At 29.6% G+C, this 25,230-nt stretch carries 26 protein-coding genes; 9 read left to right on the top strand and 17 right to left on the bottom strand.

Translation table 11 applies throughout. From position 1 onward, the window contains the following. Window positions 1-54: 54 nt before the first annotated feature. The 6 genes from CLVI_RS07160 to CLVI_RS07135 form a co-directional block, all read right to left on the bottom strand. Complete coding sequence (locus CLVI_RS07160; RefSeq protein WP_106059435.1) at window positions 55-1,629, bottom strand: FMN-binding protein; 1,575 nt, start codon at window positions 1,627-1,629, stop codon at window positions 55-57. A 13-nt stretch (window positions 1,630-1,642) separates the two neighbouring features. After that, the gene (locus CLVI_RS07155; RefSeq protein ID WP_242980604.1) at window positions 1,643-2,599 is read right to left on the bottom strand and encodes an FAD:protein FMN transferase; all 957 of its coding nucleotides are present in this window, start codon (window positions 2,597-2,599) and stop codon (window positions 1,643-1,645) included. Window positions 2,600-3,019: 420 nt separating this feature from the next. Then, on the bottom strand, window positions 3,020-4,537 hold the full coding sequence (locus tag CLVI_RS07150) for a sensor histidine kinase (RefSeq protein ID WP_106059434.1): 1,518 nt from the start codon (window positions 4,535-4,537) through the stop codon (window positions 3,020-3,022). Continuing rightward, window positions 4,534-5,223 carry a response regulator transcription factor gene (locus CLVI_RS07145; RefSeq protein WP_106059433.1) on the bottom strand — a complete coding sequence of 230 codons (690 nt, stop codon included), beginning with the start codon at window positions 5,221-5,223 and terminating at the stop codon, window positions 4,534-4,536. The genes CLVI_RS07150 and CLVI_RS07145 overlap by 4 nt, the downstream gene beginning before the upstream one ends. A 54-nt stretch (window positions 5,224-5,277) precedes the next feature. Then, window positions 5,278-7,074, bottom strand: coding sequence for an oligoendopeptidase F (gene pepF, locus CLVI_RS07140; RefSeq protein WP_106059432.1), 1,797 nt, complete (start codon window positions 7,072-7,074; stop codon window positions 5,278-5,280). 30 nt (window positions 7,075-7,104) lie between these two features. Then, window positions 7,105-7,509, bottom strand: a complete 405-nt coding sequence (locus CLVI_RS07135; protein WP_106059431.1) for a DUF6762 family protein — start codon at window positions 7,507-7,509, stop codon at window positions 7,105-7,107. Between the two features lie 185 nt (window positions 7,510-7,694). On the opposite strand from CLVI_RS07135, the gene CLVI_RS07130 reads away from it, so the two are divergent. From CLVI_RS07130 to CLVI_RS07120, 3 genes are all read left to right on the top strand, one after another. Further along, complete coding sequence (locus CLVI_RS07130; protein ID WP_146127311.1) at window positions 7,695-8,063, top strand: hypothetical protein; 369 nt, start codon at window positions 7,695-7,697, stop codon at window positions 8,061-8,063. Between the two features lie 65 nt (window positions 8,064-8,128). Continuing rightward, on the top strand, window positions 8,129-8,788 hold the full coding sequence (locus CLVI_RS07125) for a metal ABC transporter ATP-binding protein (RefSeq protein ID WP_106059429.1): 660 nt from the start codon (window positions 8,129-8,131) through the stop codon (window positions 8,786-8,788). Continuing rightward, window positions 8,789-9,589: a metal ABC transporter permease gene (locus CLVI_RS07120; RefSeq protein ID WP_106059428.1), complete on the top strand. Its 801-nt coding sequence runs from the start codon at window positions 8,789-8,791 to the stop codon at window positions 9,587-9,589. Window positions 9,590-9,771: 182 nt separating this feature from the next. Here CLVI_RS07120 and CLVI_RS07115 read toward each other — a convergent pair whose 3' ends face one another. Both CLVI_RS07115 and CLVI_RS07110 read right to left on the bottom strand, forming a co-directional pair. Continuing rightward, the gene (locus CLVI_RS07115; protein WP_106059427.1) at window positions 9,772-10,185 is read right to left on the bottom strand and encodes a Fur family transcriptional regulator; all 414 of its coding nucleotides are present in this window, start codon (window positions 10,183-10,185) and stop codon (window positions 9,772-9,774) included. 70 nt (window positions 10,186-10,255) lie between these two features. Next, the gene (locus tag CLVI_RS07110) at window positions 10,256-10,894 is read right to left on the bottom strand and encodes a manganese efflux pump MntP (protein WP_242980602.1); all 639 of its coding nucleotides are present in this window, start codon (window positions 10,892-10,894) and stop codon (window positions 10,256-10,258) included. A 95-nt stretch (window positions 10,895-10,989) separates the two neighbouring features. On the opposite strand from CLVI_RS07110, the gene CLVI_RS07105 reads away from it, so the two are divergent. Then, window positions 10,990-12,207: a 6-phosphofructokinase gene (locus tag CLVI_RS07105; RefSeq protein ID WP_106059425.1), complete on the top strand. Its 1,218-nt coding sequence runs from the start codon at window positions 10,990-10,992 to the stop codon at window positions 12,205-12,207. A 40-nt stretch (window positions 12,208-12,247) separates the two neighbouring features. On the opposite strand, the gene CLVI_RS07100 is transcribed toward CLVI_RS07105, so the two are convergent. Beyond that, the gene (locus CLVI_RS07100; protein WP_106059424.1) at window positions 12,248-12,553 is read right to left on the bottom strand and encodes a hypothetical protein; all 306 of its coding nucleotides are present in this window, start codon (window positions 12,551-12,553) and stop codon (window positions 12,248-12,250) included. Between the two features lie 20 nt (window positions 12,554-12,573). Beyond that, window positions 12,574-13,872, bottom strand: a complete 1,299-nt coding sequence (locus CLVI_RS07095; RefSeq protein WP_106059423.1) for an aminotransferase class V-fold PLP-dependent enzyme — start codon at window positions 13,870-13,872, stop codon at window positions 12,574-12,576. 138 nt (window positions 13,873-14,010) lie between these two features. On the opposite strand from CLVI_RS07095, the gene CLVI_RS07090 reads away from it, so the two are divergent. Then, the gene (locus CLVI_RS07090; protein ID WP_106059422.1) at window positions 14,011-14,619 is read left to right on the top strand and encodes a hypothetical protein; all 609 of its coding nucleotides are present in this window, start codon (window positions 14,011-14,013) and stop codon (window positions 14,617-14,619) included. A 10-nt stretch (window positions 14,620-14,629) separates the two neighbouring features. Further along, a complete protein-coding gene (locus CLVI_RS07085) occupies window positions 14,630-15,244 on the top strand; it encodes a DUF4397 domain-containing protein (protein ID WP_207655337.1) in 615 nt (204 codons plus the stop codon). 61 nt (window positions 15,245-15,305) lie between these two features. On the opposite strand, the gene CLVI_RS07080 is transcribed toward CLVI_RS07085, so the two are convergent. Beyond that, on the bottom strand, window positions 15,306-15,917 hold the full coding sequence (locus tag CLVI_RS07080) for a TetR/AcrR family transcriptional regulator (RefSeq protein ID WP_106059420.1): 612 nt from the start codon (window positions 15,915-15,917) through the stop codon (window positions 15,306-15,308). A 206-nt stretch (window positions 15,918-16,123) separates the two neighbouring features. On the opposite strand from CLVI_RS07080, the gene CLVI_RS07075 reads away from it, so the two are divergent. Beyond that, a complete protein-coding gene (locus CLVI_RS07075; protein ID WP_106059419.1) occupies window positions 16,124-18,043 on the top strand; it encodes an ABC-F family ATP-binding cassette domain-containing protein in 1,920 nt (639 codons plus the stop codon). Between the two features lie 52 nt (window positions 18,044-18,095). Here the strand turns inward: CLVI_RS07075 and dut are convergent, their stop codons facing one another. The 3 genes from dut to CLVI_RS07060 form a co-directional block, all read right to left on the bottom strand. Then, window positions 18,096-18,533, bottom strand: a complete 438-nt coding sequence (dut, locus tag CLVI_RS07070; RefSeq protein WP_106059418.1) for a dUTP diphosphatase — start codon at window positions 18,531-18,533, stop codon at window positions 18,096-18,098. A gap of 31 nt (window positions 18,534-18,564) precedes the next feature. Beyond that, the gene (locus tag CLVI_RS07065) at window positions 18,565-18,879 is read right to left on the bottom strand and encodes a transthyretin-like protein (protein WP_106059417.1); all 315 of its coding nucleotides are present in this window, start codon (window positions 18,877-18,879) and stop codon (window positions 18,565-18,567) included. A gap of 90 nt (window positions 18,880-18,969) precedes the next feature. Continuing rightward, on the bottom strand, window positions 18,970-21,174 hold the full coding sequence (locus tag CLVI_RS07060; protein ID WP_106059416.1) for a sensor domain-containing protein: 2,205 nt from the start codon (window positions 21,172-21,174) through the stop codon (window positions 18,970-18,972). Window positions 21,175-21,390: 216 nt separating this feature from the next. On the opposite strand from CLVI_RS07060, the gene CLVI_RS07055 reads away from it, so the two are divergent. After that, window positions 21,391-22,098, top strand: coding sequence for a polysaccharide deacetylase family protein (locus CLVI_RS07055; RefSeq protein WP_106059415.1), 708 nt, complete (start codon window positions 21,391-21,393; stop codon window positions 22,096-22,098). Between the two features lie 186 nt (window positions 22,099-22,284). Here CLVI_RS07055 and CLVI_RS07050 read toward each other — a convergent pair whose 3' ends face one another. The 3 genes from CLVI_RS07050 to CLVI_RS07040 all read right to left on the bottom strand — a co-directional run bounded on the left by CLVI_RS07050 (window position 22,285) and on the right by CLVI_RS07040 (window position 24,388). Next, window positions 22,285-22,473, bottom strand: a complete 189-nt coding sequence (locus CLVI_RS07050; RefSeq protein WP_106059414.1) for a DUF4250 domain-containing protein — start codon at window positions 22,471-22,473, stop codon at window positions 22,285-22,287. 89 nt (window positions 22,474-22,562) lie between these two features. After that, window positions 22,563-23,429: a tRNA 2-thiocytidine biosynthesis TtcA family protein gene (locus tag CLVI_RS07045; RefSeq protein WP_106059413.1), complete on the bottom strand. Its 867-nt coding sequence runs from the start codon at window positions 23,427-23,429 to the stop codon at window positions 22,563-22,565. A 74-nt stretch (window positions 23,430-23,503) separates the two neighbouring features. After that, complete coding sequence (locus tag CLVI_RS07040; protein WP_106059412.1) at window positions 23,504-24,388, bottom strand: phospholipase D-like domain-containing protein; 885 nt, start codon at window positions 24,386-24,388, stop codon at window positions 23,504-23,506. 607 nt (window positions 24,389-24,995) lie between these two features. Here CLVI_RS07040 and tnpA point away from each other — a divergent pair. Then, window positions 24,996-25,230 (top strand): IS66 family insertion sequence element accessory protein TnpA (tnpA, locus tag CLVI_RS07035; RefSeq protein ID WP_341458739.1); only part of this gene is annotated, 235 nt, incomplete at its 3' end.

The raw sequence follows: 25,230 nt of genomic DNA, 5'->3' as shown, positions 1-25,230 counted from the left end.
ATTATTCTAATTATACATTAAAGGAGTTGTACTTATATACTTATATTTTAGGCCTTATGCTTTGCTTAAAGCATTTTCTACAGCACTTATTATTCCTTTGCAGCTATAAGTAGCACCGGAGACAGTATCTACTGATGTTGATTGCTCTGAAATTATAGAATTAGTAATTGTGCTTTCAACCCTACTATAATATTTTGGAGTATCTTCATTGGATACTGTTGTTATTGATGATATTTTTCCACCAGCTACAGTAACTGATATTTTAGTTGTGCCACCTTTAAATCCTGTACCACTTCCTGTATAAGTTCCATCTGTATAAGTTCCCGTAGTTGTATTGTCAGTTGTAGTACTTTCTGCACTTGTTGAATTTGATGTTGTACTTCCTGAATTTTCAGTTGAGCTTGTTGCTTCTGATGAATCTGTAGTACTACTACTAGCTACTTCAGAAGTTGAATTTTTTGCTTTGCTTAAAGCATTTTCTACTGCATTAATTATCCCTTTAGAACTATAAGTAGCCCCAGAGACAGTATCTACTGATGTTGATTGCTCTGAAATTATAGAATTAGAAATTTTACTCTCAGCTTTATTGTAATAACTTGAATCATCTTGCTTAGATACTGTGTCTATTGATGATATTTTGCCATTAGCTATAGTAACTGAAATTTTAGTAGTACCCTTAAAGCCTGAAGCGCTTCCTGTATAAGTTCCATCCTTGTATGTTTGTGATGTACTAGTACTATCCTCCACACTACTTGTTACGGCAGCACTTGTAGCTATACCAGTATCCGTTAATATTTTTCCACCTAAATTTGTTAATCCATAAACTCCTACAAAGGTAGCTAATGCTACTGTACTAGCTAATGTTGCATTCACATCTTCCCCAAGAACATTAACATTTGTATTTTTTATAGGGCATACCTCTATGCATTTTAAACAATTTATACAATCTCCACCTTTAATCTTTTCCTTTTTATAAAGATTTAATCCCATAGAGCAATTATTAGTACAAATTCTACATTCACCACATTTATCACTAGGTTTATTAATCTTTACTATTCCTATTTTAGAAATTATAGCGAAGACAGCACCTAAAGGACATAAATATCTACAGAAAAATCTTTCAATAAAAAATGCTCCTATAGTTATTAAAATGAAAAGTATAAAACCAATTAACAAACTTGATAAAATATTAGATAAATCCGTTATTTGTCCAAAAACATCCCAGGGACTTGTGCCCTCTAGAACAAGACTTCCCATATTCACTGTTACAATTAATAATACTAATAAAACTATATATTTTACATATTTTAATAGAGCATCAACCTTTTCATTTACCTTGAATTTCATTTTAAATATTTTGCTAGACATTAGATATATCCAATCATTATATGCTCCAAAGGCACATAACCATCCGCAGAAAAATCTTCCCATTAAAATTGTGAAAAACATTACTGCTGCAAATTCCATTAAGCTAGGAAACGCTTGAATAAAACTAAAATTCCCATTTATAATCATTTCATAAACTGTTTTTAATTCACTAAAAGTTAGGACATAAAGCCCTGGCAAGAGCAAGAATAAAATTATTTGTATAATGTGCCTTAAAATTTGTATTTTTTTTATTTTCCCCATCTTAAATCTCCTTCTATTTACCTAAAAATTCTTTATTTGTTATTGTAAAAATATTATTAATTCCTGATGTTACATAAGTTTTTTTATCTTGAGTTATAAATATTGCCTCCACTCCACTTATGGACTCTATAAGTCTCATTGCCTTATCTATACCAATAATATATACTCCTGTAGATAATCCATCTCCATCAATAGAATTATCAGATATAATAGTTGCGCTTATAATCTTACTAATAGATGGATACCCAGTTTTAGGATCGATTATATGGTGAAATCTTTTTCCAGCCTTAGTAAAATATTTTTCATAATTACCTGAAGTAACTACAGATTTATTTGTAACACTTAATACTCCCATAAATTCTCCTCTAGTTTTAAAGGGGTCCTGTATACCAACTCTCCAAGGAGTTCCATCCTCTTTACCCCCAAAGGCGAAAATATTTCCCCCTAAATCAATTAGTGCACTACTGATATTATATTTATAAAAAATATCTCTAACTTCATCTGCTGCATAGCCTTTAGCTATTCCTCCAAGGTCCAATGCTTGTTTTTCACGCCTTAACCTTATAGAAGAATTGCTTTCATCTAAAATTACATCTTTATAATTCACAAGTTGCAACATATTATCTACTTCACATTCTTCTGGCATCTCTTCCTGCTCTGTTCCTATATTCCAAAGTGATACCAAAGGTCGTATTGTAGGATCAAAAGCTCCCTCTAAAAGTCTGCTATATTTTATAGCCTCTTTTATAACTAAATAAGTATCCTTACCTACGATTTGTGAAGTTCTCCCTGCTTTTAAATTTATTTTTGATATCTCGCTCGTGTCTTTAAACGCCGACATCTTATCATCAATATCGCTCAGTCTTCCTAATGCTTCTTCAATTGCCCGCTGTGCTTCATTTCCCTGTACTCTTAAATTTATTAAAGTTCCAAGAGAATAGCTACTAGCTGTTAAAGTTTCTTTAATCAAATCTATTTCACCTACCTATATAAACTATTTCCTTGTTTATACAATAACAAATCAAGCTTAATACTTTATGAATATAAGCTTAGAGTTTGCTGAGAGAATATATTCCAGGTAACTCAAGTAAAACTCGGCTACTCCTATAACTTCTTAATTATTTAATTACTTAATTTCTTAATTTCTTAATTTCTTAATTATTTAATTTCTTAATAGTTTAAGGCTGCAAGATAGTATTCTCTATCCTCCAGCCTTAGGGAGAATTGATAGTTGACGCCCTTTGGCGCCCCTTACGGGGAATTAAAAATGTCGGAGAAAGCTCTAACTCTCAACTCTCCTCTTTCAACTCTCAACTCTAATCTCAACCCCGTTTCTACCAAAAATCTCCTCTATAAATAAAAAAAGGTGGCTATTGCCACCTTTTAAAATTTACTTATTCAATTTAAAATATATAAAAAATGTAGTTCCAACTCCAAGTTCACTCTCTACATCAATTTTAGCACTATTACTATCTATTATAGATTTAACTATAGAAAGACCTAATCCATATCCACCTGCTCCTCGTCCTCTGTGAAAATCGCTTCTAAAAAATCTATCGTATATTTTACTTATATTCTTTTCATCTATTCCAGTTCCATTATCTGATATCTTGAGCTGAGCAGATGTATTTTCCATACTAGTAGATATTGCTATGATTCCATCTTTTTTATCAGTATGACTCACTGCATTTTGTATTAAGTTAAATATAACTTGTTTAATTTGATCTTTATTAATATAGACCATTATATTATCTTTAAGATCTATTCGTATCTCTCTATTTTCAGCAAGTATTCTAAGTTGTGGAACTATTTCTTGGATTACAGTCTTAAGATCTTCTCTATTTGTCTCTACTATAGGCTCTTGTTCTAGTTTAGTTATAAGTAAAAGATCATTTACTAATCTTGTGAGTCTTTCACTTTCACTTAACATACTATTTAAAGCTAAATTAAGTTGATCTTTATTTTTTGCTGCACCTCGTAGAAGAACTTCTATGAATCCATGAATAGAAGTTAATGGTGTTCTTAATTCATGGGATGCATCAGATACAAATCTCCTCATCTTTTCTTTTATATATTGCTCATCTTTAAAGGAGATTTCTATCCTTTCCAGCATAGTATTAAACGACTTCGCCAATCTGTCAATCTCAAGCTGACCATTTTCTTCTGATAATCTTATATCTAAATCCTCAATATTTATCTCTTCAACAGTACTCGTAATATTATATAAAGGCGTTAGTGTCCGCTTGAATATTGCTTTTCCTAGAATAAGTCCTATTCCTAAAACCATTATTGACCCAATTATAGATATACTTACTTGCTTATTTAATATACTTCCAATGTCATTTACAGGGGTACTTATCTGTATTAAACCTGATGGTGAATTCATATCTCCTACTTTTCTCCATACAATTAATTGGCAATTATCCTCCTCATCGTCTATAATCTCATATTCTTTTTCTAAATTCCCTTTTTCATTAAGAATCTCTATATACTCGTCCTGAGAAAACTCTGGTATTGATGATACCAGTTTGTCTTTTTCTTTATATTCATCTAAATCTTGACTATATTGTTTTTTAACTTTATTTTCTTCTTGAGTCTGAAATTTATATTCAACCTGTCCATTTTTATCTATGAAGGCTACACTAGTATCCCTATCACTTAATCCATTTAAGACAGATATGCTATTACTTTCAGTATTATTTAATTCTTCCTGCAGAAATTCATCCATATTTATGCTATGAAATTTCACTTGCAAACTCTCAACTCTGCTTGTATACAAATATTTTTTCAGATTTTTATATTGAGATATACCCATTATAGATAACAGAATAACTAAAATTACAAAAAATCCTAATATAAGTTGCCATTGTAAACTTTTTATTTTAAATTTTTTCCTTAATTTATTCATTGTGCTATCATTTTGTACCCAACTCCACGTACAGTCCTTATTATTGTATGATCTTTATCCTGAAGTTTATCTCGTAAATATCTTATGTATACCTCAACAATATTTTCTTCACCATTAAAGTCATAGCCCCAAACCTTTTCAAGTATTAATGACTTACTTAGAGCCATCCCATTATTTACAAGTAAAAATTTCAATAAGTTATATTGAGTTAGTGATAATCCCAGTACTTGTCCACAATGCTTAAATTCATGGGCCCCATCATCTATACAAAAATCTCCTATGCAAATTACTTCATTCAGTTCTGGAAAAGCAGTTCTTAATCTAGCGTTAATTCTGGCTAATAATTCTTTAAAACTAAAGGGCTTTGACATATAGTCATCAGCCCCAATATCTAGTCCCTTAACTCTATCATCTATTTCATCCCGTGCAGTAAGCATAATAATTGAAGTCTTCATACTTTTTTTAATCCTTGAACATACTTCATATCCATCAATTTCAGGTATCATGATATCCAGTATAACTATATGAGGATGTACTTTATTAGCTACTTCAATAGCTTCTTTCCCATCATAAGCTTCATATACTGAATATCCTTCTGCTTCTAAGCCCATTTTAATAAAATCTACTATGCTTTTTTCATCATCCACCACGAGGATATTGATCTTTTCATTACCTAATGAGCTCATAATTTATTTTCCCTTCTTTAATGAATAATTCTTTTAGTTTAAGATCTAAGGTTTTTAAAGTTTCTCTAACATATCAAGTAATTCATTGAATCTATTAATTGTAGCTTCAAGAGGTTTTGATGTAGTCATGTCTACTCCTGCAATTTTTAATATATCTATTGGATACTTGCTTCCACCCATCTTTAAAAAGGCAATATACTTTTCTACGGATTCTTCGTTTCCCTTTAGTATTGAATTAGCGAAAGCAGAAGCTGCTGCATAACCAGTAGCATATTGATAAACATAAAAATCGGAGTAGAAGTGTGGTATTCTTGACCATTCTATGTCTATTTCCTCATCGATTACCATATCGTCTCCGAAGTATGTCTTATTTAAATCATGCCACTTTTTATTATAATCAGCAGCGGTTAGTGACTTTCCTTCATTTAGAGCATTATGAGTATAAAGTTCGAATTCCGCGAACATTAATTGCCTAAATACAGTAGTTCTTATTTGTTCAAGTTCTTGATTTATTAAAAATGACTTTTTCTTTTTATCTGTTTCCTTATCTATTAAATAATGTATTAATAGGGCCTCATTTGTAGTTGACGCAACCTCTGCACAGAATAATGTATACCCTGCATAGTAGTAAGGTTGAGTTTTTCTTGAATAATAAGAGTGTATTGAATGACCCATTTCATGAACTAAAGTTGATATATCATTAAGTTCGTAATTATAGTTTAATAAAACATATGGCATAGTGTCATATCCACCCCAGGAATAAGCTCCTCCCTTTTTGCCCTTGTTTTGATAAATATCTACCCATCCACTTTTTATTCCTTCATTGAATATTTGCAAATATTCCTTTCCTAAAGGTTTTAACCCTTCATTTGCAATTTTCACGCCCTCTTCAAATTCAACTTTTTCCTTTTCCACTTCAATTACTGGAACATATAAATCATACATATGCATTTCATCTAATTTTAAAAGATTTTTCTTAATCTTCACATATCTATGAAGTGATGAAATGTTTTTATTAATTGTTTCTATAGCTTTTTCATATACAGATACAAGAATCTCATTTGGCTCTAATGAAGCTTTAAGTGGTTCATCATAATGTCTTATCTTAGCACTAAAATTAAAGTTTTTAACTGAGGCTGTTAATGTTGTTGCTAAAGTATTTTCTAATTTTTTATATTCCTTAAATAACTTCTTAAAAGCCTCAGCGCGAACTCTTCTATCCTTACTTCTTATAAATGAGGAATAGTTTCCTTCTGTAAGTTCTACCTTATCTCCATCCTCATCTACAATTTCCTCAAAGGTCATATCTGCATTTGTTAGCATATTATGAACACTTGAAGGTGCATCTAAACAATCTGAAACTAAAGCTAAAAGCTCCTCCATATCCTTTGTTAATATATGTTTCTTTTCTTTAAGAATATCTTTCAATAGAAAATCATAAATTTTAAATCTTTTATCATTATTTATTAAATCCTCAATGAACTCTTCTTTTAATTCTAAAAGTTCTGGAGTAAAAAATGCATTATAGCTTCCAAACTCAGCCATAAATGAATCAACCTTATTCATACGGCCCTGGTTTTCTTGATTTTGTGTATCCTCATCTGATTTCATATGAGCATATACATAAACCTTTTCGCCTTTTCTTGAAATTTCCTCATTAAACTCTAGATATTTTAATATCTCTTCTTTATCTTGTAATTTTCCTTGGAAATCTTTTAGCTTTAAACTTTCTTTCTTAAAAGATATAAAATCCTCTTCCCAAAGCTCTTCATTTTCATATATTTCGTGTAGTTTCCACTTATCTTCCTTTAAAATTTCATCTCTTTTTTTTAATATCTTATTACCATCCATATTGGCGCCTAATTTTAGGCTCCCTCCCTTCTAATTTTCCTTATATTCTTCTTCCTTACCTTCTATAGATATTAGTGCCTTTTCAATTTCATCTTTAATAAGGTCTACAGCTTTATTAATTAAGTCCCTCATTTCAGAATGTTCCGATTTGTATTGAAACTTTAAAATAAATGTAGGATTATATTCTTCCAAATCCTCCTCAATAATAAATCGATTTTCTGTGAACACCTCACTATTAAATAAGTCATATATACCAGAGTATTCCCATTCTTCTACATCTTTATTTGTATCAAAATATAAACTGACTTCATTCTCTATAACATATAACTTCCTTACAAAAATTGCTCCTTCACTAACTCTAAAACTTCCTAATTCCTTTGTTATATATCCTGTTTCCTTATCCTTCTCAACTAAAACTAAACTTGAAAAATCCATATTAATCACTCTTCTCCTTGCATTTATAATAATTAGTATCTTCTATTATTATAAAGTTTATGAGGTAAAATGACCAATAAAATATTTAAATATTTTTTTCATGATTTGTCGTTTATTTATTTGTAAAATTATGGTAATATTTCCTTAAGAGGTTAAGGAGGTATTTTATGATTAAACAAGAAAATGTGAGAAACAAAAGAGTTCGTAGAATTGATCGATTCAAAAAGAAAAAGAAACGGCAAAGACGTCTAGCAATAATTTTTTTAATTTTAATTTCTATTGTAGGTTACTCCTTATGGCAACTTTATAATAAAAATCAACGGAAGGACCTTCAGTATGCAGTAGAACAAAGTTTAACTTCTGGCAATTCAGACGATCGACTTTTGAGGGTTCAAAATATAGATTTGCTTTTTAATGATTCTGATGCTGCTGTTGTAGAAGTTATTGGACTAAGTAAAAAAGAGCCACATTCTACCACTAAAATCAAAGGTTCTTTTAGAAAAGGATTTATGGATTCCTGGAATCTTGAAAGTACATCAAAGATAGAAATATAGACTAGTTGCAAATAGTTTGCAACTCATTGTATAATAGAGCTAGATTTGATTCAGGAGCTGATTATATGATTAAAATTGAAAATTTATGTTTTAGCTACGAAAAATCTTCTACTTTATTATTAGATAATGTTAATGTCACTATCCCTAAGGGAGCTTATCTTTCTATAGTAGGAGAAAACGGTAGCTGTAAAACAACTTTAATAAAACTTGTGCTGGGATTACTCCATCCAAATTCTGGTTCAATTGAGGTGGCAGCTAAAAAAGTTGCTTATGTTCCTCAAAGACTTGAAGACTTTAATTCAGAATTTCCTATTTCTGTTTTTGAAGTATTAAAAACTCATGCTAAAGCATTACATCTTAATGTAAATCAAGCTGTGGAAGATTCCTTAAAGAAGGTTAATTTACCTTCCTTTAAAAATAATCTTATTGGTAATTTATCTGGAGGTCAGCAGCAAAGAGTATTTATATCAAGAGCTCTTATGGGAAATCCAGATTTAATTATCTTAGATGAACCATCAACAGGTGTAGATTATAAATCCCAACAAGAAATTTACTCTATTTTAAAAACAATTAATGAAGAATGTGGAATTAATATTATTTCCATAGAACATAATATGAGTTTGGCATCTAAATATTCAAGCCATATATTAAAACTTGATGAAGGACGGGTCACTCTTCAAAGTTGTGAAGAATTTAAAAAAAATATGCCCTTCTTAGGTGCTTAGATGTTTGAATATGATTTCATGAAAAATGCCTTCTTAGCAGGAGGTATAATCTCAATTTTATGTCCAATTATAGGTTTATTTATTGTTCTAAGACGTAACTCAATGCTGGGAGATACACTTTCCCATTCCTCTTTTGCAGGAGTGGCTATAGGATTAGTTCTAGGAATAAATCCTCTTTTCTCTTCATTTATTTTTACAACAATATGTGCAATCGTAATTGAATGTTTAAGAGGTTATTTCAAAAAATATGCTGAGATGGTTATGTCTATAGTTCTTACCTTAAGCTTAGGAATAGCAATTATATTAATTAGCACAGGTAAAACTACTGTAAAGATAAATTCAATACTTTTTGGTAGTATTTTGACTATATCTCAGCAGGATCTTATTATAATAACTATTTCAGGAATTATCTGTTTAATAATATTAGCTTTAATTTATAATAAACTTATTTATGTTATCTTCGATGAAGAAGGGGCTGAAATAGCAGGTATTAAAGTAAAAGCAATTAACTATTTATTTTCTGTACTAGTTGGTGCAACTATTTCTCTATCAATACAGATTATGGGGATATTAGTTATATCGTCAATACTTGTAGTTCCAGTTGCAACTGCAATGCAGCTTAAAAGAAGTTTTAATAAGACCCTTTTACTTTCGGTCTTATTTGGTTTTATAGATATTATGTTAGGATTATTATTATCCTACTATAGTAATAGTGCCCCAGGAGGAACTATTGCTCTTACTTCAGTATTTGTATTAATTATTTGTATTATAATTTCTAACTTTAAAACTAAAACAGCTTAACAAGCTGCAGCTTGTTAGTTGACACCTGAAAGGCGCCCTGTGTGGGGAGTTGACAGTTGACACCCAAGGGTGCCCCGTGCGGGGAATTGAAAATGTCTGGTAAAATCCTAACTCTCAACTTTCAACTTTCAATTAAAAAAATAACTACCGACCTACTAAATAGTAGGTCGGTAGTTATTTTTTTACTCATTGTGTTTACAATCTTTACATATGCCTTTCATAACTAAATTATGTTCTACTACTGTAAATCCTGTTTCATTTTCAACAAGTTCTTCTATTTGTCGTATGGGACAAGGTACTTCTATTTCCTTTTTGCATACACTACATTTAAGTAAATGCTTATGCTCCTCACCCTTGAATTTATAGGAGGATATCCCTTCATTCGAAACAAATTTAACCACTATATCTTTTTCTTCAAACAACTCTAAGGCTCTATATACAGTACTTAGATTAATAAGAACTCCACTATTTCTACAGTCCTCATAAATAGCATCAACTTCAATGCTTTTATGTCCTTTAGATAAGACCTTTAAAATAGCAATTCTTCCTTTAGTTCTTTTCAATCCATATTTTTTTAAGAAATTACTATATTCCATAATATCACCGCAATTCACAAGGATATAACTATAGTTCTATTATACCACAATACTTATTACAAAGGTTCTATTAAAAAATCATCATAATTGAAAATAAAATCAATGTAATTCCACCAAATAAATTTGCGTATTTGTGAATGAAATTTATATTTCTAAAGTATTTGCACATGTAAAATCCTAAACTGCATATAAGCAAAGTAATTAATCCTATTAATATTGAATATAGAAATAAAACTATCCATGACCCAATCGCATAGAACGCAGTAAAACCAACTACCATAGCATCAAGACTTACAGAAATTCCAATAATAATAACCATGCTATTCTTAGTTAAAATGGAGTCTTTATTATTTTTTAAGCCATCAATTATCATTAAAGCCCCAACAATCCCCATTATAATTCCGCCTAAATTCTTTGATATGCTAATTACATAAGTATTACAAAAGTTCCCTAGCATTCCACCTAGTAAGAATAAACTAGATTGAAAAAATCCAAAGGATATCAAATAAACAATTTTCTTTCTTTTTTTAATAAACGAGTTAATACCTATACTTACGCTTGCTCCAAGAGCATCCATAGCTAAGGCTATTCCAATTATAATAACGCTGAAAATTCCCATAAAACACATCCATTTATTATTTGTATATTTATAAATAGTAAAGCTTCTTAAATTATATGCACTTTTTAAAAATACTTTCTTAATTTTCATTTTTATTGTATAGTATTTATTAGAGTACATTATTTGTCGTATTGTATATCACATTGAATTATTTTTGTAATTTTAATCAACAAAGGAGAGTTATAATGCCCAATTGTATAATCGCACAATCAGGAGGTCCTACCTCAGTAATTAATTCAAGCGTAGTTGGCTTACTAAAAGCCAATGAAGAATTAAAAAAATATGACAAGGTATATGGAGGAATAAATGGAATAGAAGGTATTCTTAATGAGAATATAGTGGAGTTATCTTCAATCACTGAAGAAGATCTTATACTATTTCAACATACACCATCATCTGGTCTTGGTTCTTGCAGATATAGAATGAAGGATTTAGAAACTTCCACTGAAGAATATGATAAGCTTATATCTATATTAGAAAAATTGGATATAAAAACATTTTTCTATATAGGCGGAAATGATTCTATGGATACAACAGCAAAACTTGCATTGTATGCTAAAAAAAATTCTCTTGATATTAATTTTATAGGAATCCCAAAAACAATAGATAATGATTTAATGCACATTGATCATACTCCAGGCTTTGGAAGTGCATCAAAATTTATTGCTACCACCGTTTTCGAGACTTTTTTAGATTCTTCAGTATACATATATAACGGAGTATTTATTTTAGAAACTATGGGAAGAGATACTGGATGGCTAGCAGCTTCTGCTTGCATGGCTACATATGAGGGTAAACCCGTGGCAGACTTTATTTATCTTCCTGAGATAACTTTTGATAAAGACGCTTTTCTTCACGATGTAAAAGAAAAGTTTAAAGAACAAAATCAAGTATTTATAGTTGTTTCAGAAGGATTAAAAACAAAAGATGGAAAATTCCTGTCAGAAATAGATTATATTTCTCAAGATAACTTTGCCCATCCACAACTTGGAGGAGTTTGTCATTACCTAAGAGATTTAATTATAGAAGCTGGAATAACTCCTAGAGTTAAAAGTCTTGAACTTGGAATACTTCAAAGATGTGCCATGCATTGTGCTTCTCAAACTGATATAAACGAAGCTTTTCAAGTTGGATACGAAGCTCTAAAATTTGCTTCTAATGAAAATAATGGATTTATGGTATCTATACAAAGAAACGGAAACTCACCGTACACTGTTTCCTACACTCTTGTTGAGGCTAATAAGGTGGCCAATAACATTAAGTATTTCCCAAAAGAATGGATTAATGAATCTGGAAATCATGTAACTAAGGAAGGATATGAATATTTAAAACCGTTATTACAAGGGAATTCTAATTTATCCACTTGTAGTACCCTTCCTAATTATAAAGTATTTAATAAATAAAATTTAATAATTACCAAAAGGAAAAGGTGATATAGGGTTTTCACTCCATATCATCTTTCTTTTTATTTATATCTTTCTCTTCATAATCATATATAATAGCTGGCAATAAAAAATAGGATAAAGCAATCCAAACACTTTCAATAATAACTATATTAACAGCTTTTATCGGTAATATCGTGAATATTAAAGAACCCATAATAAAAATTGTTATTGCAAGGAATCGACTAATATTAGTAACAACTAATTTTCTACCGCAATTAGGACAAATTATTTCCTTAGATGTTTCTTCTTTTAGTATATAACTATTTTTTATATCATAGTAACATCTTGTACATTTTCTTCCCAACAAAATTCCTCCAAATAATATTAATAAGGCCCATGAACAATACTCTCTATTGCATTTAAGAAATAATCTACTTCCCTTTCATCATTATAAATTCCAAAGCTAACCCTAACCATACCTGGCGATTTTCCATTATTCTTATGGATAAATGTACGGTTAGACTTTTCACTTAAATTCATAAGTCTCCTGCAATATGGATGAGCACAAAACCACCCTTGTCTAACTGAAATTCCATATTTTTGTGCAAGAATTTGTGCAACATCTTGATGATATAGTGAATCTATATTAAAGACGCCTATGCCAAGTCTATCTTCTATATTATTTATATCTCCATAATTTATGACTTTAGGTATTACTTTAAGACCATCTAAAAGTCTATCCAGAAGTTTAATTTCATTATTGTGTATATTATCAAATCCTATTTCATTGAGTTGTTTAAGGGCTCTTGCTATAGATATAGTTCCAAAAAAATTTGGTGTTCCCGCTTCTGTCCTTTCAGGTGACATAAGATACTCCACTTTTTTATCCATAACGAGATTTACAGTTCCCCCACCCTCATTATCCGGCAAATTTTTATCAAAAACTTCTCTAAGGCCTATTATAACGCCTCCGCCAAAGGGGGCATATAATTTATGACCTGAAAACACTAGAAAATCTATGCTTTCTTCTTCACATTTCCCTTCAATATCTATCTTTACATGGGGTACTAATTGAGCTCCATCTACAATTATTTTTGCATTATACTTATGCACAATTTTTGCAATTTGATGAATATCATTCATGTATCCGGATACATTGGAAGCTCCAGTAATGGTAACGTACTTAACCTTTCCTTTATGGTGAATAAGCTTTTTTTCTAACTCATTAGTCTTTAATCTTCCGTAATTATCTACCTCTATATAATCCACATTACATTGCCTTCGCCAAGGTAAATCATTAGAATGATGCTCCATTCTCGTAGATATTACTACTTCATTTCTATGATGAATTAAGGTTCTAGCTAATTTATTTATTCCATCTGTAGTATTATTTACGTATACTACAATATATTTATTTTTTTCTTTTATATTAAAGAAATCCAAAAGATAAGTTCTTGTTTGATTATATATCTGTGTAGTTATTTCTGCTTTTTGTCCCATACCTCTACCTATGGATCCATAATAATCACTTGAATTAATTATATTTTCAACAACACTCTTGAAAGGTGGAGTAGTTGCTGCATTATCAAAATTCACAGATCTAACCTTCCTGCCATCTAAGATATCAACTTGAGAATCTATTCCTATTAAAAGTTCATGAAAATTATCATTTTCCCCATCCATGCATATCTCCTCCACTATATACTATTCATTCTGCCTATTTAATGTTCTATGAATATATGTACAAACATATTATAGAAAGTAACAACTATATTTTGAATTCATATATTTATAATAAATAATTTTTTTCGGAGGTATAGAATGAATCCATCTAAAAAATATATGCCAAACAACAGAAATATAACTGATGAGGATGATATAAAATTAGTTCCTTTTAATACTGGTCGACAACCTCTTTCTAATGATCAATTGCCTGGGAACATGACACCAATGGGTTGGATACCTGTATATGCTTTTGATAACCCACCAACTAACGCCATTGGCTCTAGTATGAATAATGGCATGGGACCAGGTATAAGTATTGGTAGCGATCCAAGTACTGGTACTGGTAGCGGTCCAAGTACTGAACTTGGTACTGAACTTAATAAGAATTCTACTAACGGCACCTTAACTCCAGAGACTTATTATCCATATACACCTAGTAATCCTTCACTAGCTCCTTCAAGTAGAGATCTTCCTAATATTATTCAGTTACTTAGTGATTTTGATTTAGATCTTGATGAGGATGTTGACTTAGTTAGAAATTGTTCTGACAAAAGCATAGATAAAATATATGATAAAATCGAAAAAAAACATCCTGAAATATGTGCATTGGTAAAAGCTTATAATATTCCACACCCTATTTTCAAGCTTCTAATACGAAGGGTAATTAAGATTTCGTTGAATTATTGTAAAAGAGACGATGAATAATTTATCTCTTATGAGAGAGTCATTGCCTAATTTAAATGGCAATTTACGGCTACTTCACGCCGCAGTAGGAGCTAATGCCGTAGATGTTTACGGAAATGGGATACTGCTAGCTAGTAATTTAAATCTTGGTAATGTTACTCCTTATATAGAGTTAGCACCAGATAAATATGAAATTCAGATTTATAATACAGGTACCTATGATACTCCACTCCTTACTAAGGATTTAGAAATTATACCACTTTCAATAACAACAGTAAGTGTAGTATTCCTAGAAAACAATTTGACCCTATTCACATTAAAAGATTCTACAACTGCAGAGTTGAAAGATTTAGCATTTTTGAGATTTATTAATTTATCTGCTAATTCACCTCTTTTGACATTGTCTCTTCCAAATGGAAATTCCTTGTTTGATGGAGTTGAATATTTAGAAACTACAGGATACTACCCTTTATCTGCAGGAATTTATGATTTTCTGCTATCTACCACGGGAGCTCCTGTATTAAAAGATATTATTTCTAATATTAAATTAGATGAAAATATTTTTTATACAATTTTTATTATTGGTTCATTTAATTCAGAGCCACGACTTAGCTATTTGTTTACTGAAGACATCATTAGAAAATAATTTATCATGTAAAAAATCTCGTAATATTATTATAATTATTACGAGATTTTTTGATTGTGTCTTAATTTATCATTGCTAATATTTTATTAAATAGGACTGGTTTTATTATATCTATTTCCACAGGTTGCTTTAGAATAATTGAACTATAACATACATTACCAACTAGCTCAAAAATCATAAACAATGTCAACTCTGCTTCTAATTCTTCCATACCTCTTTCTATTAATCCCTCTATGAAAAATCTTACAACTTCATCAATTTCTTTATTTTCATCTGGATTTAGCCTTGCTCTTTTAAAAAGTCCACAGGAGAAGTCTTTATTAATAAGCTTTAACATAAGTTTATTTTCCTTGAAATAATTAATAACATAATTAATGAAGAATATAGTTTTATCTTCAAAATTTTCAAGACCAAGTTTTCTAGTTTCAGCCACGGCCTCTTCAATAACTTGTCTACTCTTTAATAAAACCAATTTATCTATTATGTCATACTTATCCTTAAAATAAAGATAAAAAGTTCCCTTAGCCACACCAGCTTTTTTTACTATTTCATCGATAGCTGTATTATTTGCTCCTTTAGTTGTAAATAATTCATAGGCTGCTGAATACAACTCTCTCTCTTTTCTTTTTTTATTTTCACCAATTTTACTAAACACTATTTTTTCTTTAAGCATATTCTTCTCCTTATTGACATTTAGTCATTCATGTCAATATTATACCTCTTTATGAACAATATTGACACGAACTATTTCGTTTCCTTATTCCTATTTATTCCAAATTGATATAAAAGAGTTTAAATAGTATAATTAAATAAGATATTTGGATAAACATAAAGTATTACTTATTAAGTTTATTCAAAAAGTAACCGGAGGAAAAATAAATGATAGTATTAAGTTGTAAAAATATAAGTAAAAGTTATGGAGTAGACGAAATTCTTAAGGATGTTAATATATCAATTAATGATGGTGATAAAATTGGCATTATTGGTGAAAATGGACAAGGTAAATCAACCTTATTTAAAATAATTTCAAAAGATCTCTCCTCCGATAATGGAGAAATCTTTGTTGATAAAAATAAGACACTTGGTTATCTATCTCAACATCTAGGTTTAGATTCAGAAAATAGTATATATTCTGAAATGTTAACAGTATTTTCTGATTTGATTGGCCTAGAAGAAAAGATTATTCTCTTAGAAGAAAAAATGAAAGAACCTTATGATGAAAAAAATGCAGATTATCATAGTAAACTTATTAAGGATTATACAACATGCCAGGAGTTATATTCTCATAGGGGTGGATATACATATAAAGGAGAAATAAGTAGAATTCTAAAGGGTCTTGGTTTCTTAGAAGATGACTTTGATAAAGAAGTGGTAAAATTAAGTGGTGGTCAAAAAACTAGAGTTGCATTATGTAAATTACTACTTTTATTACCTGATATTTTACTTTTAGATGAGCCTACTAACCATTTGGACCTTGACGCTATCGAGTGGCTAGAGGACTATTTGAAATCATATAGAGGAACTGTTCTTGTCATTTCCCATGATAGATTTTTCCTTGATTGTGTAACTAATAGAACTTTCCAGGTAATTAATGGACATGTTAATACCTATAATGCTTCCTATACTAAATATCTTGATTTAAGACAAAAGGATTATGATAGTCAATTAAAAGCCTTTAACCTTCAGCAATCTGAAATAAAAAGGCAAGAAGCAATAATTGAAAAATTCAGATCCTTCAATAGAGAAAAAAGTATTAGAGCGGCTGAAAGCAGGGAAAAAGCATTAGATAAAATGGGAAAAGTAGATGCTCCTGACAAGGAAAAAGATTCCTCTAACATACAATTTGAAGTTTCAGTTCAGAGTGGATTTGATGTACTTCATATTGATAAGCTTAGTAAAAACTTTGGGGATAATCATTTATTTTCTAATATTTCCTTAGATCTCAAGCGAGGAGAAAAAATAGCTCTTATTGGTGAAAATGGCAGAGGCAAAACGACTTTATTTAATATAATTATGAATAAAATTAAACCAGATAGTGGCGTTAAATCCTTAGGTGTTAATGTAAATGTTGGATATTATGATCAAGAACAATCAAATCTTTCTGAAGATAAGACTATTATAGATGAGGTATGGGATGACTTTCCTGAATTAACTACTTCAAAAATAAGAGGGGCATTAGGTTCATTTCTATTCACTGGTGATGATGTATTTAAAACTATGGATAAATTAAGTGGTGGTGAAAAATGTAGAGTTAATCTATTAAAGTTAATGTTATCTAAATCAAATCTCCTTCTTTTAGATGAACCTACTAATCATTTAGATATTATGTCAAGGGAAGCCCTAGAGAATGCTATATTAAGTTATGATGGAACTTTAATTGTAATCTCCCATGATAGATATTTCCTAAATAAAGTTATTAATAGAATTGTAGAGCTTAGAGAGGATGGCTTATCTGAATATCTAGGTAACTATAGCTATTATATTGATAAAAAACAAAACCCTCAAAGATTTCAAAACTTAGAGGATTTATCTGGTGGAACTACTAAAACTCAGCTAAATGAAAATAAGAAGAAAAAACGCGATATCATAAAGGAAGAAAAATTTAAAAAACTAAATCTTAATAAACTCGAGGAAGAAATAGGTTTAATGGAAACTAGACTTAATGACCTTCAAGAGTCCCTGTGTCTAGAGAAAATTTACTCTAATCCTATTGAAAGTGAAAGAGTAAATAAAGAAATTAAAGAGGTAGAACATAAAATTGAAAGCCTTTATGCTAATTGGGAAGATCTTAGCGAATAAATCAAAAAAATTCACAGTGTATAGCTATATTAAGCAATACACTGTGAATTTTTTATACTCCTGAAGATCCAAATCCTCTATCTCCTCTTTGTGCATCTGATAGAGATTTCACTTCATCAACCTGTACTCTCCAAACTGGCTTAATTACCATTTGAGCTATCTTCATACCACTTTCAACCTTGAAGACTTCCTGTCCATGATTTATTACAATCACTCCTATTTCCCCTCTATAACCTTCATCAATAGTTCCCGGTGAGTTAACTAGGCTAATGCCATGTTTAAGAGCTAACCCACTCCTTGGTCTTATTTGAGCTTCTGTATTTTCTGGTAATTCTATTTTTATCCCAGTATGTACAAGCCCTCTTTCACCAGATTCTAAAATTAATTCATTTATTGAATATAAGTCTAATCCTGCATCCCCTTTATTTGCATAATTGGGTATGATAGCATTATCGCTAATCTTTTCTACCTTTAATATATATTTTTCCATTTAAATTCTCCTATTTCTTAAGTTTTTTACATTATATCAAATTTTTCGGTTTATTAATAGCATATATTAGACCTTCGCCATTAAATTCATCTATCCTTACCTCATTCCACTTTAAATATATTGGTTTCTGAAAATGCTTTTTATCAATAAGTTCAATTACTCTATAACTTCCCTTTTCCAAATTGTAGAAAACTACCTTTCCTTCTCTGTCAGTAAATTTTGAATCTACTAATTTAGGAGAAAGGCCACAAAGCTTATATAAATTTATTTTAATCTCCTCTATCCCTACCCCATCTTTTGATAGGAGTACTGAATAGACTATTATTTCCCCACTAATTCTTTTCACAACAAAAAAACCTCCTTAGTTTCTTCTATAATAAAATATGAAAGACTAAGGAGATATGTTCCAATTTTTATCTATACTAAATAAATATTTTTATATTGATTGTAAAATTCTACTGAATTCTTTGGGCTTACTAAAATAATATCCTTGAATTATATCGCAATTTACTTCATTAAGATATCTTAATTGTTCCTCGTACTCTACCCCTTCTGCTACTACTTCCAATCCCAAAAGATGTGATAATTCAATTATTTTTTCTATAATGCATTCATCCTTATAGTCTTTGCCTATATCTTTCACAAAACTTTTATCTACTTTTACTGTATCTATAGGTAATATCTTTAAGTAATTAAGTGAAGAGTACCCTGTGCCAAAATCATCAAGTGCTATTGATACTCCTAAAGATTTTAATCTACTAAGAACTTCTATATTTTTATCCACAGATTTCATTATTAAACTTTCTGTTACTTCAAATTCAATATTCTTAGGACTAATATTATATTCAACCATTTTATTTTTAATATACTCAAATAAATTTTCATCCCTTAACTGAACTTGGGAAAGATTAATAGCAATCTTAAAATCACTATCTAGCCTATTTGTTAACTCATTACACATAGTAAAGGCTTCTTCCATTAAATATTGACCTATTGGGATTATAAGACCGGTACTTTCTGCTATAGGAATAAATTCAATAGGGCTTACATTCCCTAATTCACTGCTTGTCCATCTAGCTAAACATTCAAACCCCTGTATTTTATGTGTCTTAGACCAATACTTAGGCTGAAGTGCGAAATAAATTTCTTTATTTTCTACTGCTTTTCTAAGACCTAGACTTAAGGAGAGTTCTCTATCTAATTTTTCAGCTAGCTCATCATTAAAAATAAAATACTGATTTTTTCCATGGTTTTTAGCATTATACATAGCAATATCTGCTTTCTTTAGCAAGCTTTGAACGTTATCGTCATCATTTTCAGATATACTAATTCCTATACTTACAGTATTATATATTTCCTTGCCATTTATTAAAAAAGGTTCATTAAACGCCTCTACTATTCTCTCTATGATATTTGTAACCGAATCTATTTCATCTATATTTTCAATGGCTGTAACAAATTCATCACCACCAAATCTAGCTAGCAACCAATTTTCTTCTAAAAAGACCATGATTTTTTTGCATAATTCTACTAAAAGATTATCACCAGCAGTATGTCCATAAGTATCATTTACATATTTAAAATTATCTAAGTCAATAAATACAAGTGCAAATTTTTTGTTTGATTTCTTTGATTCTTTAAGCATATCATAAGCTCTTCCAGTGAAATACCTCCTATTAGGTATTCCTGTAACATCATCATAGTTGCTCATATAATCAATTCTTAATTCCTTCTCCTTCCTATCAGTATCATTATTTATTGATCCATAAATATATTTTCCATCCTCTTCTACAATACATTTTCCTCTAACTTTAAACCATACTACTTTACCACTTTTAGTTAACACCCTATATTCACATCTAAAATAAGGCGTATCATTATTAAGAAATTCACTATACTCCTGAATATATTTTTCTCTATCTTGTGTAAATACATGCTTTAACCATTCCTCCATAGTGAAAGCGTATTCATTCTTTTGTTCTAATTCTAGAAGATAAGCTATTTTCCCATTAACTGTTAAAATATTATTTTCTATATTAATAATGAACATTATGTCTTGACTTCCATCTAATGCTCGTCTATACTTTTTTTCGCTTATTCTAAGAAGTTCATCTTGTTTTGTCTTCTCTGTGATATCTATTATTAATCCTGACATTATATAAGTCTTATCTTTTATCTCACCTGTACCAGAACACTCCATTGTAATTAATTTCCCCCTACAACCCTCTACTACAAATTGTAATGAAAATGATTCTTGAACTTTTTCATTAATCATTTCTATGAAGAAATTTTGTATATACTCTTTGTCCTCTTTACATATAATTGAATATAAATCTTCTAAAGAATTAATATCTCCATCATACTTTAAAATCAGATTAAAATTATCGGATGCTGAAAATTTGTTATCGATATCATTCCATTGCCAAACTGCTACATTTAACGAATTAAGTGCCATCTCATATCTATTATCCTTACTCTCATCTTGTATAGACTTATCTTTTCTTCCGTCGAGTAAACTTAAAAAAGCAGTCATTATTAGCGTTAGACTACATATACCAGATCCAATCCACTCTTGATTTTTTAAAAGGAATAATTCTAATATTCCTAAAACTATTATTACTATACTATATACCTTCTTCACAACTATGATCACAACCTTATGTTTGATTTTACTGAAATATTTTTTATTAATTTATACTAATATTACCATATACTTTAATTAACTACACTATTATAAGGAAATATTTTAATTATATTTAGCTTTTTATATTATTAAAATATTTTCTCAACGTTAATTAGAATAAATTTTCAATTCGAGAACATAATAAGTATACAATATTTTAATAAGGAGGCTAAAATGAAAACTAAATTTAGTAATTATATTATAGCTCTTTTGTTTATTATATTACTTTTAAACATCTTACCTATACCGGCCTTTTGCATGGAGGATGAGAAAACAATATATCTTACATTTGACGATGGTCCTGCTAAAAAAGTCACATCAGATGTTCTTGATATATTAAAAAAGGAAGATGTTCCTGCTACCTTTTTTCTAATAGGAAATCAAATAAAGGGCCAAGATAAAATTTTATTGCGAATGAAGAATGAAGGACATTCAATCGGATTACATAGCATGAGCCATAAGAAGGCTAATCTCTATTTCTCTGATGAAGGATTTCTAAAAGAAATGCTTGATGCTCAAAATATCATAAAGGAAATTACAGGCGAAACCTCAAATATCCTTCGATTTCCCTTTGGATGCAATAATAATTCCTATTGCCTAAAGCCAGGATTAGTTGAATTATTACATGAAAATAATTTGAATATTTATGATTGGAATGTTGATAGTACAGATGGTGCAAATTATACCGCTTCTCCGTCTACCTACATTAAAAAATCTAAAAGTGACGAAAATCAAATATTTTTATTAATGCATTGTGGTTATTCTAATAAAAATTCAGTAAAAGCTCTTCCTGATATCATAAAGTTTTATAAAGATAAAGGATATACATTCAAAGAAATTAATGATACCACTAAAGAGTTATATCATTATAAGAAAAAATAATATTAAGTAATATATTATTTATTAATATATTACTTAATATTAAAACTCTATTTAAGCTTAGTTTTCTGTATGCTTTTTTTCTTTTTTATCTTTTATGAGGGAAGCTACCAAAGCTGCTGTTGCACCTATAAGAACTACAAGTTTGCCGGTTTTTTTTATACTCATTATATGTCCTCCTATATCAAATTATTTAAATTGGTTTTCTTTTATATTATAAGTTCGTCCAGTAATTTTTAATTTCTCTGAAATTTCATTTTCTGAAATTTCCACATCATCGCATAAAGATTGTAAAGAACTAAAACTATCTCTCAATTTCATATTCACAATACTTAATAGAATATTAGGATCCATTGACAATAAGGACTCTCTAGTCATAATTTTATCCTCCTTATTCATAACATTTAAGATAATTTCAACATATCTATTCCCCTTAATAATCCTTTGAAAAGTTCATATAATTTCTTTTATTCTTCATCATAAAAGTCTAAGAATGAATATTTAACCTTATCCTTTTCCCAACCTAATACAGAATCCAAGCTTATATTTGAAGCTGATTTAAATATAGATTTATCAACTCCATCAAAGGTTTTTTTAAGTTCTTTAATAAGCTCTTTAATCTCATTTCTTTTATTTCCAACTTTTTTAGCTGCAATCATACATGCACAATTTAAAGGCCAAATTCCACTATAATTTATGAATTTTTTAATATCTTCTTCCTCAATATAATACAATGGCCTAATAAGCTCTATGTTCTCAAAATTCTTTGCCTTAAGCTTTGGTAACATGGTTCTAAAATTGCCTGCACATAAAATATTTAATAAAGAAGTTTCAATGACATCATTAAAATGATGTCCCAAAGCTAACTTATTGCAACCTAATTCCTGGGCCTTAGCATATAATGAACCGCGTCTCATCCTTGCACATAAATAACAGGGATACTCATTTGACATTTTATCTACTACTTCAAATATTCCTGAATCATAAATATGAGTTGGAATATCTAAATGCTCTAAATTACTCTTTAGTAACTCCTTTATTTGGGGATGATATCCTGGGTCCATGGCTATAAATTCCAGGTCAAAATTCACTTCTCCATGTCTTTTTAATTCTTGAAACAATTTTGCCATAAGTAAGCTATCCTTGCCCCCTGATACTGCAACGGCGATTTTATCACCTTCTTCAACAAGTCTGTACTCTTTGACAGCTTTTGTGAACTTTGACCAAATTGGCTTTCTATATGCTTTTATTAAACTTCTTTCAATTTCTTTTAAGGGTTTTAATTCTTCCTCTGGAATTATTCTTTCACATCCAGGGCCTGCTATATCACTCATATATTCTTAACACCTCATTTTAAATGCCATTATATCATTTTAGTCTATATAATTAAACCTTTATAACTTTTTATTTAAACTTCTACCATTTTTTCTATTACTGAATATAATTCTTCAGAAAATAATGATACTCTTTCGTATAAATCAAGTATTTCATCTGCAGATTCTTCTGCTAAAACACTTCTAGCTTGCCCGCCTATACTCCCTAATTTCGAAAGTTCTTTCATTTTTCCATCTTTATCACACAAGGTTTTTAAAGACTCTAAATTTTTCATATCATTTGCTTTATTTAATAGCTCTTTTAAACTTGCATCCTCTATCTTAGCCAATTTATTAATATAATCAACTACAACATTTGCTAACATCACTAAGTCATCACCATTAATTCTAGCTTCGGTTTCATTATAATATCCATTTCCCTTATCATCTTCTTTAAAGGCCCCAGAAATAATATTTTCTAATACTCTATTAACCTTACAATAATAATTGATAAAACTTATTTCAAGTTCAATAACTTCTAAAGTATGTAATGTTGATAATTTACTTTTCTCTTTAAACAACTTTTCCTTTATTAGCTGAATTATGTTGGAATCTGTTATTATAAATCCACACTCAAGCTTATTTCCTTCTGAGGGATGATTTGCAGTTCCTATATACACTACCCTATCGGTCATAATAATCTTAGAATGTTCATCAAAATTTAATTCATCCTTAAGATCCTTAAATTGCATTGGATTAGTTGTATATTTACTTTCAATATCTGATATAAATTTCACCTTAACTTCTGGACCTACTCTATTCAATAATTTCGATACCAAGAGATTTCTTTTAAAATCCTTAAACATCATTATATATATATTTGATGAATTTCTAAACTCTGCTAATATGCCTTCATAGCAACATTCACCATTTGATTGTACTACTTCATATTTATCATTTAACTTGCTTGTAAATAGCATAACTCAAACCCCTTTTTAAACTACTTCTAGTTTATACCATACCAAGTTTTTTTTCTACATAAAAAGGATATTGATTTCATTTATACCTATTATTTTTACAATCGTTAGTTCAAGATATTCTTCAGCCGCCGCACATTCATATGCTAAAAAACAAAATATGTTATCTTTCTATCTTTAATTCTCATAAATTTTCTTCCCTACACATTATTCCATCATTACTCAAAAGTTATATCCTATGGAATATTTCTTTTTTTAATTAAAATCTAATTCATATTTTCTTTTAAGATACATAAAATTTTAAAGTGTTCTATTTAGATATTTTAGCATGTGGATAGAAAAAGGCTGTTGCAGAATGATTTTTTTAATCATTCTGCAACAGCCTCGTCCACCTTATTCAATTACAATATGATATTATCAATCTTTTTTATTTATTTTTTTGCTATGTTTAGGTCCAGAATTATTTGCTTTCTTTTCTTTTTCTTGTTGACTTGAACAAGAAGAATCCTGTTTTTCACTCATATTATAGTAAGCGTCAAATAACTCATCACCTAGGACTGGCAGTAAATTAATGTGATAATACTCCTATACTTAGTAGGAGGTAATTTGCATGGCAGAAAGAAGATCTAAAGAAGAATGGATGATACTTTTAAAAGAATATAAAGTAAGTGGAGTTAACCAAACAGCCTGGTGCAGAGAAAAAGGAATTAACAAAGGCACCTTTATCGCCTATAAAAAAAAATCCGAAGCGGTAGCTGGAGAAAACACCCTGGAATGGGGAAGCGTAGCAATACCTAAAAAATTTGAAACTTCATCAATTTCATTAAAAATTGGAGATATTATTT

The sequence above is a fragment of the Clostridium vincentii genome, assembly GCF_002995745.1.
GTDB lineage: Bacteria > Bacillota > Clostridia > Clostridiales > Clostridiaceae > Clostridium > Clostridium vincentii.
Note: the sequence above shows the minus strand (reverse complement) of the source record. Positions and strands in the feature narration are given on the sequence as shown.